Source organism: Streptomyces natalensis ATCC 27448 (assembly GCF_000935125.1).
Classification (GTDB): Bacteria; Actinomycetota; Actinomycetes; order Streptomycetales; family Streptomycetaceae; genus Streptomyces; species Streptomyces natalensis.
On sequence record NZ_JRKI01000061.1, the window covers coordinates 412,160 to 427,983 of the forward strand.

General features: G+C 71.8%; 13 protein-coding genes. 9 read left to right on the forward strand and 4 right to left on the reverse strand.

The genetic code is table 11. From position 1 onward, the window contains the following. Positions 1 to 17: 17 nt before the first annotated feature. Positions 18 to 896, reverse strand: a complete 879-nt coding sequence (locus SNA_RS32515) for a pentapeptide repeat-containing protein (RefSeq protein WP_078970354.1) — start codon at positions 894 to 896, stop codon at positions 18 to 20. Positions 897 to 1,012: 116 nt separating this feature from the next. Here SNA_RS32515 and SNA_RS32520 point away from each other — a divergent pair, with 116 nt between their 5' ends. Next, a complete protein-coding gene (locus SNA_RS32520) occupies positions 1,013 to 1,516 on the forward strand; it encodes a YfbM family protein (RefSeq protein ID WP_044367970.1) in 504 nt (167 codons plus the stop codon). Here SNA_RS32520 and SNA_RS38950 read toward each other — a convergent pair. After that, positions 1,444 to 2,406 (reverse strand): rhomboid-like protein, encoded by a 963-nt coding sequence (locus tag SNA_RS38950; RefSeq protein WP_063752533.1) that lies wholly within the window; start codon positions 2,404 to 2,406, stop codon positions 1,444 to 1,446. The genes SNA_RS32520 and SNA_RS38950 overlap by 73 nt on opposite strands. Positions 2,407 to 2,646: 240 nt before the next feature. Here SNA_RS38950 and SNA_RS32530 point away from each other — a divergent pair, with 240 nt between their 5' ends. The 8 genes from SNA_RS32530 (at position 2,647) to SNA_RS32565 (ending at position 12,834) form a co-directional block, all read left to right on the forward strand. Next, a complete protein-coding gene (locus SNA_RS32530; protein ID WP_044367971.1) occupies positions 2,647 to 3,390 on the forward strand; it encodes a spermidine synthase family protein in 744 nt (247 codons plus the stop codon). A 73-nt stretch (positions 3,391 to 3,463) separates the two neighbouring features. Next, the gene (locus SNA_RS32535; protein WP_030065496.1) at positions 3,464 to 4,204 is read left to right on the forward strand and encodes a response regulator transcription factor; all 741 of its coding nucleotides are present in this window, start codon (positions 3,464 to 3,466) and stop codon (positions 4,202 to 4,204) included. After that, entirely contained in the window at positions 4,201 to 5,322 is a 1,122-nt protein-coding gene (locus tag SNA_RS32540; RefSeq protein ID WP_044367973.1) for a sensor histidine kinase, read from the forward strand. Before SNA_RS32535 ends, SNA_RS32540 begins: the two co-directional genes overlap by 4 nt. 283 nt (positions 5,323 to 5,605) lie before the next feature. Next, positions 5,606 to 9,394 carry a multifunctional oxoglutarate decarboxylase/oxoglutarate dehydrogenase thiamine pyrophosphate-binding subunit/dihydrolipoyllysine-residue succinyltransferase subunit gene (locus SNA_RS32545; RefSeq protein ID WP_044367975.1) on the forward strand — a complete coding sequence of 1,263 codons (3,789 nt, stop codon included), beginning with the start codon at positions 5,606 to 5,608 and terminating at the stop codon, positions 9,392 to 9,394. A gap of 132 nt (positions 9,395 to 9,526) precedes the next feature. Next, positions 9,527 to 9,709 carry a DUF6104 family protein gene (locus SNA_RS32550; RefSeq protein ID WP_030065494.1) on the forward strand — a complete coding sequence of 61 codons (183 nt, stop codon included), beginning with the start codon at positions 9,527 to 9,529 and terminating at the stop codon, positions 9,707 to 9,709. A 178-nt stretch (positions 9,710 to 9,887) separates the two neighbouring features. Beyond that, on the forward strand, positions 9,888 to 10,730 hold the full coding sequence (locus tag SNA_RS32555; RefSeq protein ID WP_030065493.1) for a DUF4097 family beta strand repeat-containing protein: 843 nt from the start codon (positions 9,888 to 9,890) through the stop codon (positions 10,728 to 10,730). Between the two features lie 2 nt (positions 10,731 to 10,732). Beyond that, positions 10,733 to 11,776 (forward strand): PadR family transcriptional regulator, encoded by a 1,044-nt coding sequence (locus SNA_RS32560; protein WP_044367977.1) that lies wholly within the window; start codon positions 10,733 to 10,735, stop codon positions 11,774 to 11,776. A gap of 212 nt (positions 11,777 to 11,988) precedes the next feature. Beyond that, on the forward strand, positions 11,989 to 12,834 hold the full coding sequence (locus SNA_RS32565) for an SCO6745 family protein (protein ID WP_044367979.1): 846 nt from the start codon (positions 11,989 to 11,991) through the stop codon (positions 12,832 to 12,834). Positions 12,835 to 13,302: 468 nt separating this feature from the next. On the opposite strand, the gene SNA_RS32570 is transcribed toward SNA_RS32565, so the two are convergent. Together SNA_RS32570 and SNA_RS32575 are read right to left on the reverse strand one after the other, a co-directional pair. Then, positions 13,303 to 14,265, reverse strand: coding sequence for a zinc-binding dehydrogenase (locus SNA_RS32570; protein WP_044367981.1), 963 nt, complete (start codon positions 14,263 to 14,265; stop codon positions 13,303 to 13,305). A 178-nt stretch (positions 14,266 to 14,443) separates the two neighbouring features. Next, entirely contained in the window at positions 14,444 to 15,682 is a 1,239-nt protein-coding gene (locus tag SNA_RS32575) for an NAD(P)-dependent malic enzyme (protein WP_044367983.1), read from the reverse strand. Positions 15,683 to 15,824: the final 142 nt, after the last annotated feature.

The window sequence follows — 15,824 nt, forward strand, 5'->3', positions numbered from 1 at the left end:
GCCGGCGCCCGGGGCCGCTACCAGTGCGCGGGCCGGGTCAGCCCGGCCGGCAGCCGGGTGGCGGCATCGCCGCGGGCCGCGTTCAGCTGGGCCTGGGTCAGGAAGAAGCTGCCGGTGAGGTCGGCACCGGCGAGATCGGCGTCGCGCAGATCGGCGCCGATCAGATCGGCCGTGCGCAGATCGGCGCCCCGGAGGTCGGCGGCGATCAGACAGGCCCCGCGCAGGCTCGCGCCCCGCAGAGCCGCGCCCTTCAGCCGCGCCCCGAAGAGGTCCGCACCACGCCGGTCCTTCTTCTTGCCCGGCACCGCGGCCCGTACGCGCTCGCTCGCGCGCAGGAGCAGCGCGTTGGCCTCGTCCCGGTGGGCGGGGACGTCCAGCGCGAGGAGTTCGTCCGGGGTGCCCCGGGTGAGGCGTTCGGTCTCCTCCAAGGCGGACCGCAGCGCGGGGTGCACCGGGCGGGCGTCCGGCAGCGCCAGCGCCTCGGCCAGGTACCACAGGAGTTCGTGCAGCTGCCGCATCACGGGGAAGACGTCGAACATCTGGCGGGCGGTGCCCGGGGCCCGCCGCCAGTCCTGCCCGTCGAAGGTGACCTGCGAGACCTTCTGGCCGGCCCCGAAGCAGTCGAAGACCGTGCAGCCAGAGAAGCCGCGCTCGCGCAGTTCCGCATGGATCCCGCAGCGGAAGTCCGCCCGGAGGTTTCGGCAGGGGCGCCCCGCCTCCTTGTCCTCGGCGAAGTCCGACGAGGCGGCGAACGGCAGCGCCACACAGCACAGTCCGAAGCAGCTGCCGCAGTCGGACAGCAGGTTCAGTTCGGCGGGGCCCGGTGCGGGGCGGTCGGCGGCGCGGGACACGGCGGGTCGGCTCCTGGTGCGGAAAGGGGTCGCTGGGGCGGCCATTGTCCCAGGCAGCGGCGGCCGCCCGCGCGCCTTTACGGCCGTGCGCCAACGGGCCGTACACGCCTTCCCCGCCGCCCGCCCCGCCGTTGTCAGTGGCGGCCCCTAGCATCCGGACCATGAGCATGATCGGAGAGTACGCACGGGTCACGGCCGCCGAGCTCGACCGGGCCGTCCGCGATCCCGAAGGGGCGCTGAAGCTGGTCACGGGCTGGATGGAGGAGGAGGCGGACACCCTCCCGCCGGCCGCCGAGGCGCGGTGCCTGGACATCGACAAGAGCTGGGACGCCCTCGGCTTCCTGCTGCGCCGTACGGGCTTCCCGGTGGACGTGGTGCACGGCGAGGAGCCCATACCGGGCGCCGACGACTGGGGATACGGGCCGCCGCGCTGTCTGACCCCCGAGCGGGTGGCGGCCGCCGCCGAGGCGATGGCGGAGCTGACCGGTGAGCGGCTGACCGCCGGTGCCCGTCCGGCCGATCTGGCGGCGGCCGAGGTCTATCCGGTGATCGTCTGGGAGCGCGGCGAGTCCCTGGACCATGTGCGCGACCACTACAACGAGCTGCGGGCGTTCTTCCGGACGGCGGCGGCCCAGAGGGAGGGGATGCTGATCTGGCTCGGCTGAGCCGGCGGGCAGCCGCGTGCGGCGTGCCAGCGGCGCAGCGGGGGCCAGGCCGCCACGCCCAGCGACAGGGACAGCAGATGGCCCCAGTCGGTCATCGGGTCGGTGTAGTCGATCAGTCCGGTGACGGCCTGTTGGACGGCAAGGACGAACAGCGGCCAGCGGCACCACGCCGGGAGCACTCCGGCGAGGGCGCCGATGCAGGTCATCACGCCGAAGCTGATGCCGTAGTCGAGGCGGACCAGGGAGCTGTCGGGCAGGCCGCCGGCGGCGACGGTGAAGCCGACGGGGAGTTCGGTGGCCAGCGTGGCCAGGGCGTGGCCGCAAAAGAAGACGGCCGCGGTGCGCAGGGCGCCGATCCGGCGTTCAAGTGCGGTGAGGGTGAAGAGGAAGGCGATGGCGAAGCCGGAGGTCAGCCCGCCCGCGATCCACAGGGCGGAGGCGCACAGCACCAGGAGCGGGGCCTGGGCCAGGTGGACGATGTCGGTGCTGGAGCCGCGCAGCAGTTGGTCGACGAGGGCGGGGTCGGCGTGTTCGGCGAAGAGTGAGGTGACGGTGAGCAGGAGGGCGTAGCCGAAGGTGAAGGGGGTCCCGGCGGGGGTGGGCAGCAGCCGCCAGGGTCGCACCTGCCATGCCCGTAGCCGCCGGGCCATCAGCCGCCAGGCCGCCACGTGCCGGGGGCCGGGCCGCCCGGCAGGTGGCACCGAAGCCGGGGGCACAGCGGCCGGCGCCGCCGCAGCCGGAGCCGCCTCGGCCGGGGCCGCGGGGAGCGATGCGCCCCCGCGCTGCCGCGGCACCCCGGCGAGGGTGCCCGGCACTGCGGTGCCCGGCCGTGCGGCGCCGGCCCGTGTGCTGTCGGCCGGTGTGCCGTCGGCGGTGTCCACCCAGCTCATGACCCGGGCCCCCTTCCGTCCAGGGCTTGTTGTCCCGGACTGCCTCGCCGTCCCGGACTACGTTGGCGACCACCCTGCACGCTCAACCCATGAGTCAGCTGTGGACGTGAGATGCCTCACAGCACTCAACCTTTATGAGATACGCCACGTCAGCGGCGTCATATCCGGTTCGGGGACGGGGCCGCCCCGGTCCCCGAAAGGAGTTGGACCCCCGCGGCCCGTGTCGCCCAGGATGGCCGCATGGCTCCCGTACTCCCGCCCCATCAGACGGCCGGCCTCCAGGAGGCCGCACCCCCGCGCACCCTCGACCGCCGCGAGGGCCCGTACGGAGAGGTGGTGCTGCGGCAGCGGGGCGGGACGGACGAGCCGTCCGGGGCGCCCGCGGTCTACGAGATCATCGCCAACGGCTGCTTCCTGATGGACACCTCCGACGGCCGCTCCGAGCGGCTGCTGATGGACGCCGCACTGGCGGAGCTCCCGGCCGGACGGGAGCGGCCCGCCGTGCTGATCGGCGGCCTGGGCGTCGGCTTCTCGCTGGCACGGGCCGCGGCCGAGCCGCGCTGGGGCCGGATCGCCGTCGTCGAGCGCGAGGAGGCGGTCATCGACTGGCACCGCAGCGGCCCCCTGTCGGCCGTCTCGGCGGGCGCCCTGGCCGATCCCCGTACCGAGATCGTGCACACCGACCTGGTCGCCCACCTGCGCGCCCCCGGCGACGGGCGCTACGACGCGCTCTGCCTGGACATCGACAACGGCCCCGACTGGACGGTCACCGACGACAACTGCGGGCTGTACTCGCCCGCCGGTCTGGCCGCCTGCCACCGGGCGCTGACACCGGGCGGAGTGCTCGCCGTCTGGTCCGCCCAGCCGTCGTCCGCGTTCGAGCAAGCCCTGCGAATTGCCGGATTCCATGGGGTGCGTACGGAAGAGATCCCCGTTGCCCGGGGTGTCCCCGACGTGGTGCATCTCGCGTGCAAGGGCGCGTAGCCGACAGTCACGGCATGGCTTTACGCTGCTGCCCAGCACAGGCGACCACGCAGGGGCAATGCAGGGGCGGGCGATGGACCAGACTCAGACAACGCAGGGCGGCGCCGCCGCGGCCACGCCGGGCGCCCAGCGCCGGGTCCTGGTCGTGGAGGACGACCCGACGATCGTCGAGGCCATCGCGGCCCGGCTGCGCGCCGAGGGATTCCAGGTGCAGACGGCCACCGACGGCCCGGCCGCCGTGGAGACCGCCGAGGCATGGCAGCCCGATCTGCTGGTCCTGGACGTGATGCTGCCGGGCTTCGACGGCCTGGAGGTGTGCCGCCGGGTCCAGGCCCAGCGGCCGGTGCCGGTGATGATGCTCACGGCCCGCGACGACGAGACCGACATGCTGGTCGGCCTCGGGGTGGGCGCCGACGACTACATGACCAAACCGTTCTCGATGCGCGAGCTGGCCGCCCGGGTGCATGTCCTGCTGCGCCGCGTCGAGCGCGCCGCGCTGGCCGCGCACACCCCGCGCAGCGGCATCCTGCGCCTGGGCGAGCTGGAGATCGACCACGCCCAGCGCCGGGTGCGGGTGCGCGGCGCGGACGTCCATCTGACCCCGACCGAGTTCGATCTGCTGGTCTGCCTGGCGAACACCCCGCGTGCGGTGCTCTCCCGCGAGCAGCTGCTGGCCGAGGTGTGGGACTGGGCGGACGCCTCCGGGACCCGTACGGTCGACAGCCACATCAAGGCGCTGCGCCGCAAGATCGGCGCCGAGCGGATCCGCACGGTCCACGGCGTCGGCTACGCCCTGGAGACCCCGGCCGCATGAGACGGCGCCGCGGGTGGCGGACGGCCGCCCAGGAGCTGTGGCAGCGGGTCTGGGAGGCGCTGCGGCCGCTGGACCCGTACCGCTCCGTCAAGGCGGCGCTCGGTGCGCTGGTCATCGTCTCGGTGATCATCACCACCCTGCTGGTGTTCATGGCGATCGCCTCGGCCACCGAGCTGCGGGTGATCACGGTCTTCTCGATCATCGCCTCGCTGCTGGTCACCCAGTTCGTGGCGAACAGCCTGACCGCGCCGCTCGGCGAGATGACCGATGTCACCCGGTCGATGGCGCACGGTGACTATTCGCGGCGGGTGCGCTCCGGACGCCGGGACGAGTTCGGTGATCTGGCGAACGCCTTCAACCGGATGGCGGCCGATCTGGAGGCGGTGGACACCCACCGCAAGGAACTGGTCGCCAACGTCTCCCACGAGCTGCGCACCCCCATCGCCGCGCTGCGCGCCGTCCTGGAGAACGTCGTCGACGGGGTCAGCGAGCCGGATCCGGAAACGATGCGCACGGCGCTCAAGCAGTGCGAGCGGCTGGGCCGGCTGGTCGAGCAGCTGCTGGACCTGTCCCGGCTGGACAACGGCGTGGTGCCGCTGCACGCCCGCCGCTTCGAGGTGTGGCCGTATCTGTCGGGGGTGCTCAAGGAGGCCAATATGAGCCGGGGCGCCTCGACGCTGGCCGGCTCGGGCACCCACACCCGTACGGACGTCCATCTGCATCTGGACGTCTCACCGCCGGAGCTGACCGCGCACGCCGATGCCGAGCGGCTGCACCAGGTCGTGGCGAATCTCATCGACAACGCGATCAAGCACAGCCCCCGCCACGGCCGGGTCACCGTGCACGCCCGGCGCGGGGAGGGGCCCGGGAGCCTGGAGCTGGATGTGCAGGACGAGGGGCCCGGGATTCCGGAGTCGGAGCGCTACCGGGTCTTCGAGCGGTTCAACCGCGGCGGGCCGGGCACGTCCGGTCCGGGGACCGACGGCGGTACGGGGCTGGGCCTGGCCATCGCCCGCTGGGCGGTGGATCTGCACGGCGGACGGATCGGAGTGGCCGAATCCCCACGTGGCTGCCGGATCCGCGTCACCCTTCCGGGGCTGGAGTCGTCGCGAAGCTGACGGCCGCCGGTCGCCGCTGACGTAGGGTCGGTGGTGGACGCACCCGTCCGGGGCTCATTACGGGCCCGGCCGGGCCTCCGCACAGGGGGCGCGACGGCGGTGAGCGCTACCCGCACGCAGGTAAACCCCGTGTGTTTCCCGCCAAGTCATGCGCTGAAACCCTCCGGGGAATGTGACGTGCACGACGAGTGGCCCTCTCAGACTGCACCGAAGGTCACAACAGGCGTAGCCTTTATTCCCGCTGTCCACCACCTTTAGGAAGCGGAAGAGGGCGGTTGCCGCCGTGTCGCTACAGTCCCCCAACAGTGCGAGCATCTCGACTGACCAAGAGGGGCAGGGCAAGAACCCTGCTGCCGCGTTCGGTCCGAATGAGTGGCTCGTCGACGAGATCTACCAGCAGTACCTCCAGGACCCGAACTCGGTAGACCGAGCCTGGTGGGACTTCTTCGCCGACTACAAGCCGGGCGGTGCCACCGCTCCGGGCCAGTCGGCGGAGGGCTCCGCCCCCGCCGCGGCCGCCCCGGCCCCGTCGGTCCCGGCTGCGCCGGCCGCCCCCGTGGCCCCGCCGGCTCCCGCCGAGAAGCCGGTGACCCCGGCCGCTCCGGCCGCCGAGAAGCCGGCCGCGAAGGCCCCCGCGGCCCCGGCCAAGCCGGCCGAGAAGCCCGCCGCCAAGCCCGCGGCCAAGACGGAGACGGCCCCTCAGGGCGGCCCCGAGTTCGTCACCCTGCGCGGCCCGTCCGCCGCCGTCGCGAAGAACATGAGCGCCTCCCTGGAGCTGCCGACGGCCACGTCCGTGCGCGCGGTCCCGGTGAAGCTGCTGTTCGACAACCGCATCGTCATCAACAACCACCTCAAGCGCGCCCGCGGCGGGAAGGTCTCCTTCACGCATCTGATCGGGTACGCGATGGTGCAGGCCCTCAAGGCCATGCCGTCGATGAACAACTCGTTCGCGGTCAAGGACGGCAAGCCGACCCTGGTCAAGCCCCCGCACATCAACCTCGGCCTGGCCATCGACCTGGTCAAGGCCAAGGGGGAGCGCCAGCTCGTCGTCGCGGCCATCAAGAAGGCCGAGACGATGACCTTCTTCGAGTTCTGGCAGGCATACGAGGACATCGTCCGCCGGGCGCGCGACAACAAGCTGACGATGGACGACTTCACCGGGGTCACCGCGTCGCTGACCAACCCGGGCGGCATCGGCACCGTGCACTCCGTGCCGCGTCTGATGCCCGGCCAGTCCATGATCATGGGCGTCGGCTCGATGGACTACCCCGCCGAGTTCCAGGGCACCTCGCAGGACGCCCTGAACAAGATGGGCGTCTCCAAGGTCATGACGCTGACCAGCACCTATGACCACCGCGTGATCCAGGGCGCCGCCTCCGGCGAGTTCCTGCGGATCATGAGCCAGCTGCTGCTCGGTGACAACGGCTTCTTCGACGACATCTTCAAGTCGCTGCGGATCCCCTACGAGCCGGTCCGCTGGATGCGCGACATCGACGTCTCCCACGAGGACGACGTCACCAAGGCGGCCCGGGTCTTCGACCTGATCCACTCCTACCGGGTGCGCGGCCACGTCATGGCCGACACCGACCCGCTGGAGTACCGCCAGCGCAAGCACCCCGACCTCGACATCATCGAGCACGGCCTGACCCTGTGGGACCTGGAGCGCGAGTTCGCGGTCGGCGGGTTCTCGGGCAAGTCGATGATGAAGCTGCGCGACATCCTGGGCGTGCTGCGCGACTCGTACTGCCGCACCACCGGCATCGAGTTCATGCACATCCAGGACCCCAAGCAGCGCAAGTGGATCCAGGACCGCGTCGAGCGCACCCACAACAGCCCCGAGCGCGACGAGCAGCTGCGCATCCTGCGCCGGCTGAACTCCGCCGAGGCGTTCGAGACGTTCCTCCAGACCAAGTACGTCGGCCAGAAGCGCTTCTCGCTGGAGGGCGGCGAGTCCGTCATCCCGCTGCTGGACGCGGTCATCGACTCCGCGGCCGAGTCGCGCCTGGACGAGGTCGTCATCGGCATGGCCCACCGCGGCCGGCTGAACGTCCTGGCGAACATCGTCGGCAAGTCGTACGCGCAGATCTTCCGCGAGTTCGAGGGCAACCTCGACCCGAAGTCGATGCACGGCTCCGGCGACGTGAAGTACCACCTGGGCGCCGAGGGCACCTTCACCGGCCTGGACGGCGAGCAGATCAAGGTCTCGCTGACCGCCAACCCCTCCCACCTGGAGGCCGTGGACCCGGTCGTCGAGGGCGTCGCCCGCGCCAAGCAGGACATCATCGGCAAGGGCGGTACGGACTTCACGGTCCTGCCGATCCAGCTGCACGGTGACGCGGCGTTCGCCGGCCAGGGCGTGGTCGCCGAGACGCTGAACATGTCCCAGCTGCGCGGCTACCGCACCGGCGGCACGGTGCATGTGGTCATCAACAACCAGGTCGGCTTCACCGCCGCCCCGGAGTCGTCGCGCTCCTCCATGTACGCCACGGACGTGGCCCGCATGATCGAGGCGCCGATCTTCCACGTCAACGGCGACGACCCCGAGGCCGTCGTCCGCGTTGCGCGTCTGGCCTTCGAGTTCCGCCAGGCGTTCAACAAGGACGTGGTCATCGACCTGATCTGCTACCGCCGCCGCGGCCACAACGAGTCGGACAACCCGGCCTTCACCCAGCCGCTGATGTACGACCTGATCGACAAGAAGCGCTCGGTGCGCAAGCTGTACACCGAATCGCTGATCGGCCGGGGCGACATCACCCTCGAAGAGGCGGAGCAGGCGCTCCAGGACTTCCAGGGCCAGCTGGAGAAGGTCTTCACCGAGGTCCGGGACGCCACGACGACCCCGGCCGTGCCCGAGGTGCCGCAGCCCAAGGCCGAGTTCCCGGTCTTCGTGGACACCGCGATCTCCCAGGAGGTCGTCAAGCGGATCGCCGAGTCGCAGGTCAACATCCCCGAGCGGGTCACCGTTCACCCGCGTCTGCTGCCGCAGCTCCAGCGCCGCGCGGCCCAGGTCGAGGACGGCTCGATCGACTGGGGCATGGGCGAGACCCTCGCCATCGGTTCGCTGCTGATGGAGGGCACCCCGGTCCGGCTCGCCGGCCAGGACTCCCGCCGCGGCACGTTCGGCCAGCGCCATGCGGTGCTGATCGACCGCGTGAACGGCGAGGACTACACCCCGCTGCTCTACCTCTCCGAGGACCAGGCCCGCTACAACGTCTACGACTCGCTGCTGAGCGAATACGCGGCGATGGGCTTCGAGTACGGCTACTCGCTGGCCCGCCCGGAGGCGCTGGTCATGTGGGAGGCGCAGTTCGGTGACTTCGTCAACGGCGCGCAGACCATCGTCGACGAGTTCATCTCCTCGGCGGAGCAGAAGTGGGGCCAGACCTCCGGCGTCACCCTGCTGCTGCCGCACGGTTACGAGGGCCAGGGCCCGGACCACTCCTCGGCCCGGATCGAGCGCTTCCTCCAGCTGTGCGCGCAGAACAACATGACCGTCGCGATGCCGACGCTCCCCTCCAACTACTTCCACCTGCTGCGCTGGCAGGTGCACAACCCGCACCACAAGCCGCTGGTCGTCTTCACCCCGAAGTCGATGCTGCGGCTGAAGGCGGCGGCGTCGAAGGCGGAGGAGTTCACCTCGGGCGGTTTCCGTCCGGTCATCGGCGACTCGACGGTGAAGCCCGAGGACGTCCGCAAGATCGTCTTCTGCTCCGGCAAGCTCTACTACGACCTGGAGGCGGAGCGGGAGAAGCGCGGCGCGCACGACACCGCGATCGTGCGTCTGGAGCGGCTCTACCCGCTGCCCGGCAAGGAACTCCAGGCGGAGATCGCCAAGTTCCCGAACGCCGAGAAGTACCTGTGGGCCCAGGAGGAGCCGGCCAACCAGGGCGCCTGGCCGTTCCTCGGTCTCAACCTGATCGATGCCCTGGACCTGGCGGTCGGCGCCGACGTCCCGCACGGTGAGCGCCTGCGCCGCATCTCGCGGCCGCACGGCTCCTCGCCGGCGGTCGGCTCCGCCAAGCGGCACCAGGCCGAGCAGGCGCAGCTGCTGGCGGAGGTCTTCGACGCCTAGGCGTCACCCCCGCTCGCCGTACGGCCGAAGGGCCCGTTCCCACACCGGTGGGGGCGGGCCCTTCGGCCCGCGGGCCTGCCTATCCTGGCCGGGAATGTCCCCTGACCCTGTATGACCCCTGGTGGAGAGCGCGTGTATTTCACTGACCGTGGCATCGAGGAGCTGGAGAACCGGCGCGGCGAGGAGGAGGTCACCCTGGGCTGGGTGGCCGATCAGCTGCGCACCTTCGTCGATCTGAACCCGGACTTCGAGGTCCCGGTGGAGCGCCTGGCCACCTGGCTGGCGCGGCTGGACGACGAGGACGACGAGGAGTGAACGCGGGGCCCCTGCCGGATGCGGCCGGGGCCCCGCTCCGTATCCCCTCGCGATCCCCTCTCCCCTCGCGACCCCCTCGCTTGACTTCACCCGACCGCGATATATCGTGTCTATCGAAGACACGATATGTTGCGTTGCACGGCTGCCCGTGTGCGCGCCTATGCAGGGGAGGCCCGGTATGTCAGCCCGGTCCGAGTGGTCGGTCTCCGCGCCACGCACGCTGGAGTTCACCGAGCCGGTCAGAGCCCTGAACGTGCGCACGGCCGGCGGCACCGTGAATGTCGTGGGCACCTCGGACGGCGGCCCGCACCGCCTGGAGGTCAGCGAGATCGACGGGGAGCCGCTGACCGTCTCGTACGACGGCGGCACGCTGACCGTCGCCTACGAGGACCTCCCCTGGAAGGGCTTCCTGAAGTTCTTCGACCGCACCGCCTGGCGCCGCCGGGCCGTGGTTTCGGTGACCGTCCCGGCGGACACCCGGGTCGAGGTCGGCGTGGTCGGCGCGAGCGCGGTGGTCTCCGGCATCTCCGGACGTACGGACCTGCGCGGCGTCTCCGGCGGCTGCACCCTCGTCGGGCTGACCGGTGCGGTGCGGGCGGAGACCGTCTCGGGCGCCGTCGAGGCTCAGGGCGTCACCGGTGACCTGCGCTTCCACACCGTTTCGGGCGATCTCACGGTGATCGATGGCGGCGGCGCCGGAGTGCGCGCCGATTCCGTCAGCGGCGATATGACACTGGATCTGGACCGTGTGGCCAAGGACGCGGACGTCCAGCTGACGACCGTCTCCGGCGAGATCGCCATCCGGCTGCCCGACCCGGCCGACGCCCATGTGGCGGTCAACACCACGACCGGCTCGGTCGCCAACGCCTTCGACGATCTGCGGGTCAGCGGCTGGGGCCCGCGGCAGATCACCGGCACGCTGGGCGCGGGCGGCGGCACGCTGCGGGCCTCCACCGTCTCGGGCGGGCTGGCGCTGCTGCGCCGCCCCGCGTTCGAGGACACCGGGAAGAAGGTGCTCTGAGCATGCCCCCCGTCTTCGCCCATGGCCGCCTGCGCCTCTACCTCCTCAAGGTGCTCGACGAGGCCCCGCGGCACGGCTACGAGATCATCCGCCTCCTGGAGGAACGCTTCCAGGGCCTGTACGCACCGTCGGCCGGCACGGTCTACCCGCGGCTGGCCAAGCTGGAGGCCGAGGGCCTGGTCACCCATGCCACCGAGGGAGGCCGCAAGGTCTACTCCCTCACCGACACCGGACGCGCCGAACTGGCCGACCGGGGCGGCGAGTTGGCCGATCTGGAACTGGAGATCCGCGAGTCGGTCGCCTCGCTGGCCTCCGACATCCGCGAGGACGTGAGCGGTTCGGCGCGGGATCTTCGCCGTGAGATGCGGGAGGCCGCGCGGCAGGCCCGGACGGGCGCGCGCGAGTCCCGGACGCCGGGCGCCGCGGACGCGGGCACCGGGTCACCCCCGGGTCCCGCCGACCACGCCGACGGCACGTCCGGCGACAAGGAGTCCTGGCGGCAGGCCAGGGAGGAGTTCCGGCGTGCCAAGGAGGAGTGGCGGGAACAGGCCCGCCGCGCCAAGGAGGAGAGCCGCCGCGCCAAGCAGGACGCGCAGCGCGCCCGTAAGCAGGCCAGGGACGCGCAGGCGTCCGCCCGCGAGGAGGTCCAGCAGGTCCTGCGGCGGGTCCAGGAGCAGGCTCAGGAGCACGTACGGTCCGGGGACTGGTCGGGTGCGGTGCGCGAGGCGCTGTCCGAGGTCTCCCGCGAGGTCGGCCGCTTCACCGGCGCCGGCCGGTACGACGGCGAGGGGGACGCCGGCGCGGCGACCAAGGCTCCGCCGGCCCCCGAGTGGGCGGGCGAGCCGGGGACCGGCGATCCGGCGCGCGACTTCGACCGCCTGCTGGACCGCTTCCGCGACGACCTGCGCGATGCGGCTCGCGACCACGGCGTCACGGCCGACCAACTCCGGGAGTCGCGCCGCCAGTTGTCCACGACGGCCGCCCGGATCGGCGCGCTGCTGCGCGGTGCGGAGCCCTCCGGGCCGTCGGCGGACCCGGAGGCGTAGGGGCGGGGGGATCGTGGCGGAGGCATAAGGGCCGGGACGCAGAGGCAGGGACGGGGCCCCTCACCCAGAGTTAGTTATCCCGCTCGGGATTCACGGCGCGTAATCGGGGAATTCCTTTCATCGCATAGTCCTCGCGCATTCGCCGTCCACGGCGCCCTCCGTCACCCCCCTCCCCCTGTCCGTTCGCATCGTGAAGGCCCAGAGGTACAGCGATGTCGGATTACCTTTCGGTCGCCCGCCGGATGTGGCATCAGATCGAGCCGCTGCACGCCACGCTCTACTTCGCCCCCGAGGCCCGCCAGGTGGCCGCGGACCTCGGTTATGACGTCGGCTCGCGCTGGCCCAGCTATTTCGCCTGGCGTACGGCCCCGCTGGGCGCCGCCGGACCGCAGCTGGTGGCCGCGACGCACTACAGTCTCAGCCCGCGGCTGATCTCCCGTCATGTCCCGGCGATCTGGACCACCGCCGACCCGGCCAAGGTGCTGGACGCGAGGCTGCTGGCCATGGACCGCACGCTACGGGCCCTGATCGGCGACCGGCTGACCTGCGGCCAGCTGGCCGAGGCGGCCCGGCTGGCCCGCCAGGCCGCCGAGAACGCCGGGATCGCGGCCCGTCCGCTGGCCGCCGCCAACCGCGATCTGCCCTGGCCCGACGCACCGCATCTGGTGCTCTGGCAGGCCGCGACGGTGCTGCGCGAGCACCGCGGCGACGGCCATCTGACGGCGCTGCTGACCTTCGGTCTCGACCCGTGCGAGGCGCTGGTGTCGTTCGCCGCGATCGGCGCCGCGCCGGCCGACGACTTCGCGGGGCGCGGCTGGAGCGCCCAGGAGTGGGGCGAGGCCCGCCACCGCCTCGTCGCCCGCGGCTGCATCACCCCGGACGGCGCCGCCACCGACCGCGGCCGCCAGGAACGCCAGGCCATCGAGAATCTGACGGACCGTCTGGCCGCCGGCCCCTGGCGCGCCCTCGGCCACTGCCGCGCCGAACGCCTCGCGCATCTGCTCAAGCCCATCCGCTGCGCTTTGCCTGGGCCGACTGTTTTGGCTTTCCCGCCGTGAGGGTTCCTCGCCGTTTCGCCTGCGGCCCGTTCGCTGCGCTTTGCCTGGACCGACGTTCTGGCTTTCCCGCCGTTGCGCCTGCGGCCCGTTCGCTGCGCTTTGCCTGAGCCGACGTTTTGACTTTCCCACCGTGACGCCTGCGGCGGGCGGTTGCCGCTGCGCGGGGCTGTCCGGCAGCGGCACCGGACCTACACGGCTCCGCCGCTACGGCCCGGCACCTCCCCGTTGGGGGTGGGGAAAAACGGTGGGGTGGACCACCGGCCTTTTCACCCCCCACCGTCGGGAGGGGCCGCACCGGAGGACGAAGTCCGCAGGGGCGGCACCGCGGCCGACGAACAACCCCCGCCCGCCGCAGGCGCAACGGGGGAAAGCCAAACCGTCGGCCCAGGCAAAGCGCAGCGAACGGGCCGCAGGCGAAACGGCGAGAAACCACCCGCGGCGCCGCAGACAAAAACGTGGGGAGAAACCCTAAACCGTAAGGACGACCTTCCCGAACAGCTCCCCCTGCGCCATCTTCTCGAAGCCCTCGCGCGCCCGGTCCAGCGGCAGCGTCGAGTCGATGACCGGGCGGATGCCCTTGGCGGCGCAGAAGCTGAGCAGACCGGCCAGCTCCTCCTTGGTGCCCATCGTCGAGCCGACGATCTTCAGCTCCAGGAAGAAGATCCGGTTGAGCTCCCCGCTCTTGGGGGTGAAGCCGCTGGTGGCGCCGGAGATGACGAGGGTGCCGCCGGGGCGCAGGGACTTGACGGAGTGGGACCAGGTGGCGGCGCCGACCGTCTCGATGACCGCGTCGACCCGCTGCGGCAGCCGCTCGCCCGCGGCGAACACCGCCTCGGCGCCCAGTTCCAGCGCGCGCTTGCGCTTGGTCTCGTCGCGGCTGGTGGCGAAGACCCGCAGGCCCGCCGCGGCGCCGAGGACGATCGCGGCGGTGGCCACCCCGCCGCCCGCGCCCTGGACCAGGACGCTGTCGCCGGGCCGTACGCCGGCGTTGGTGAAGAGCATCCGGTACGCGGTCAGCCAGGCGGTGGGCAGACAGGCGGCCTCCTCGAAGGAGAGCTCCTTCGGCTTGGGCAGGACGTTCCAGGTGGGGACGGTGACCTGTTCGGCGAAGGTGCCCTGGTAGCGCTCGGTGAGGATGGAGCGGGGCTCGCCGGGGCCGACGCCGTGGCCGGTCTGGCCGATGACGGAGTGCAGGACGACCTCGTTGCCGTCCGCGTCCAGGCCGGCGGCGTCACAGCCGAGGATCATCGGCAGCGTGTCCTCGGTGATGCCCACCCCGCGCAGCGTCCACAGGTCGTGGTGGTTGAGGGAGGCGGCCTTGACGGTGACGGTGGTCCAGCCGGGGCGGGCCTGGGGGGCGGGACGGTCGCCCAGTTCGAGGCCGTTGAGGGGCTGGTCGCGGTCGATGCGCGCGGCGTAGGCAGCAAACATGATCCCAACGTAGAGCGCGGGCGGGCGGCGCGGTAGCGCGTACGGGTGTGACACGCACCGCGTCCGCGCCGTCACCGGGCGGGCCGGGCACCGCGGCCGGGCACCGCGGCGAAACGGGCCGGGCCCGCACCCATGACAGGTGCGGGCCCGGCCCGTTGGCGTCCGTGCGCCCGCCCGGTCAGCGGCGGGCGACGCCCTCCGCGCGGGCGGCGGCCGCGACCGCGGCGGTGACCGCCGGCGCGACGCGCTCGTCGAACGGGGAGGGGATGACCTTGTCCGCGCTGAGCTCGTCGGCGACGACGGCGGCGAGCGCCTCGGCGGCGGCGAGCTTCATGCCCTCGGTGATCTGCGAGGCGCGCACCTGCATGGCGCCCGCGAAGATGCCGGGGAAGGCCAGCACGTTGTTGATCTGGTTCGGGTAGTCGCTGCGGCCGGTGGCGACCACGGCCGCGTACTTGTGCGCGACGTCCGGGTGGATCTCCGGGGTGGGGTTGGCCATCGCGAAGACGAACGAGTTCTTCGCCATCTTCGCCACCGCCGCCTCCGGGACCGTGCCGCCGGAGACGCCGATGAAGACATCGGCCCCGTCCAGCGCGTCCTCCAGCGATCCGGTCAGCTTCGCCTTGTTGGTGAAGCCGGCCAGCTCGCGCTTGACGTCGGTCAGGTCGCCGCGGTCGGCGGAGACGATGCCCTTGCGGTCGCAGACCGCGACATCGCCGATGCCGGCCTCGATGAGGATCTTGGCGATGGCGACACCGGCCGCACCGGCGCCGGAGATGACCGCACGCAGCTGACCGAGTGCACGGTCGGTCAGCTTGGCGGCATTGCGCAGCGCGGCGAGGGTGACGACGGCCGTGCCGTGCTGGTCGTCGTGGAAGACCGGGATGTCGAGGCGCTCCTTGAGCTTGGCCTCGATCTCGAAGCACCGCGGGGCGGAGATGTCTTCCAGGTTGACGCCGCCGAAGGAGGGCGCCATCCGCACGACGGTGTCCACGATCTCGTCGGTGTCGGTGGTGGCGAGCGCGATCGGGACCGCGTCCACGCCGCCGAACTGCTTGAAGAGGATGGCCTTGCCCTCCATCACGGGGAGGGAGGCCTCCGGGCCGATGTCGCCCAGGCCCAGCACCGCGGTGCCGTCCGTGACGACGGCCACGACCTGGGACTTCCAGGTGTAGTCGTGCACGAGCTCGGGATGCTCGGCGATTGCGCTGCACACCTTGGCGACGCCCGGTGTGTACGCGAGGGACAGGTCGTCCTTGTTGCGGACCGGCACGGTCGCCTGGACGGCCATCTTGCCGCCGCGGTGGAGCGCAAAGGCCGGATCGAAGAAGCCTTCGTCCGTACTGCCCGAAACGCCGTCCGAACCGGCGTCCGCGCCCGTGCTGTCGCTGCGAGGATTGACGATCTCCGCTGCCACTTGTTCCAACCCCTTTATTTCTTCGTACATCAGTTGAGGGTGTCCACTCCCTGGTCGAGGGGTGGGCGGGCACCGCGTCCGGTCCCTGCGCGGCGGATGGCCGCCGCGCGGGGGGAGGTCGGACGCCGGGCGCGCCGCACAC

Bases quoted from the DNA above. Each gene is read 5' to 3' on its own strand.
- SNA_RS32565 (WP_044367979.1), top strand. From the start codon at position 11,989: ATGTCGGATTACCTTTCGGTCGCCCGCCGGATGTGGCATCAGATCGAG.
- SNA_RS32570 (WP_044367981.1), bottom strand. From the start codon at position 14,265: ATGTTTGCTGCCTACGCCGCGCGCATCGACCGCGACCAGCCCCTCAAC.
- SNA_RS32540 (WP_044367973.1), top strand. From the start codon at position 4,201: ATGAGACGGCGCCGCGGGTGGCGGACGGCCGCCCAGGAGCTGTGGCAG.
- SNA_RS32555 (WP_030065493.1), top strand. From the start codon at position 9,888: ATGTCAGCCCGGTCCGAGTGGTCGGTCTCCGCGCCACGCACGCTGGAG.
- SNA_RS32520 (WP_044367970.1), top strand. From the start codon at position 1,013: ATGAGCATGATCGGAGAGTACGCACGGGTCACGGCCGCCGAGCTCGAC.
- SNA_RS32530 (WP_044367971.1), top strand. From the start codon at position 2,647: ATGGCTCCCGTACTCCCGCCCCATCAGACGGCCGGCCTCCAGGAGGCC.
- SNA_RS32535 (WP_030065496.1), top strand. From the start codon at position 3,464: ATGGACCAGACTCAGACAACGCAGGGCGGCGCCGCCGCGGCCACGCCG.
- SNA_RS32515 (WP_078970354.1), bottom strand. From the start codon at position 896: ATGGCCGCCCCAGCGACCCCTTTCCGCACCAGGAGCCGACCCGCCGTG.
- SNA_RS38950 (WP_063752533.1), bottom strand. From the start codon at position 2,406: ATGAGCTGGGTGGACACCGCCGACGGCACACCGGCCGACAGCACACGG.
- SNA_RS32560 (WP_044367977.1), top strand. From the start codon at position 10,733: ATGCCCCCCGTCTTCGCCCATGGCCGCCTGCGCCTCTACCTCCTCAAG.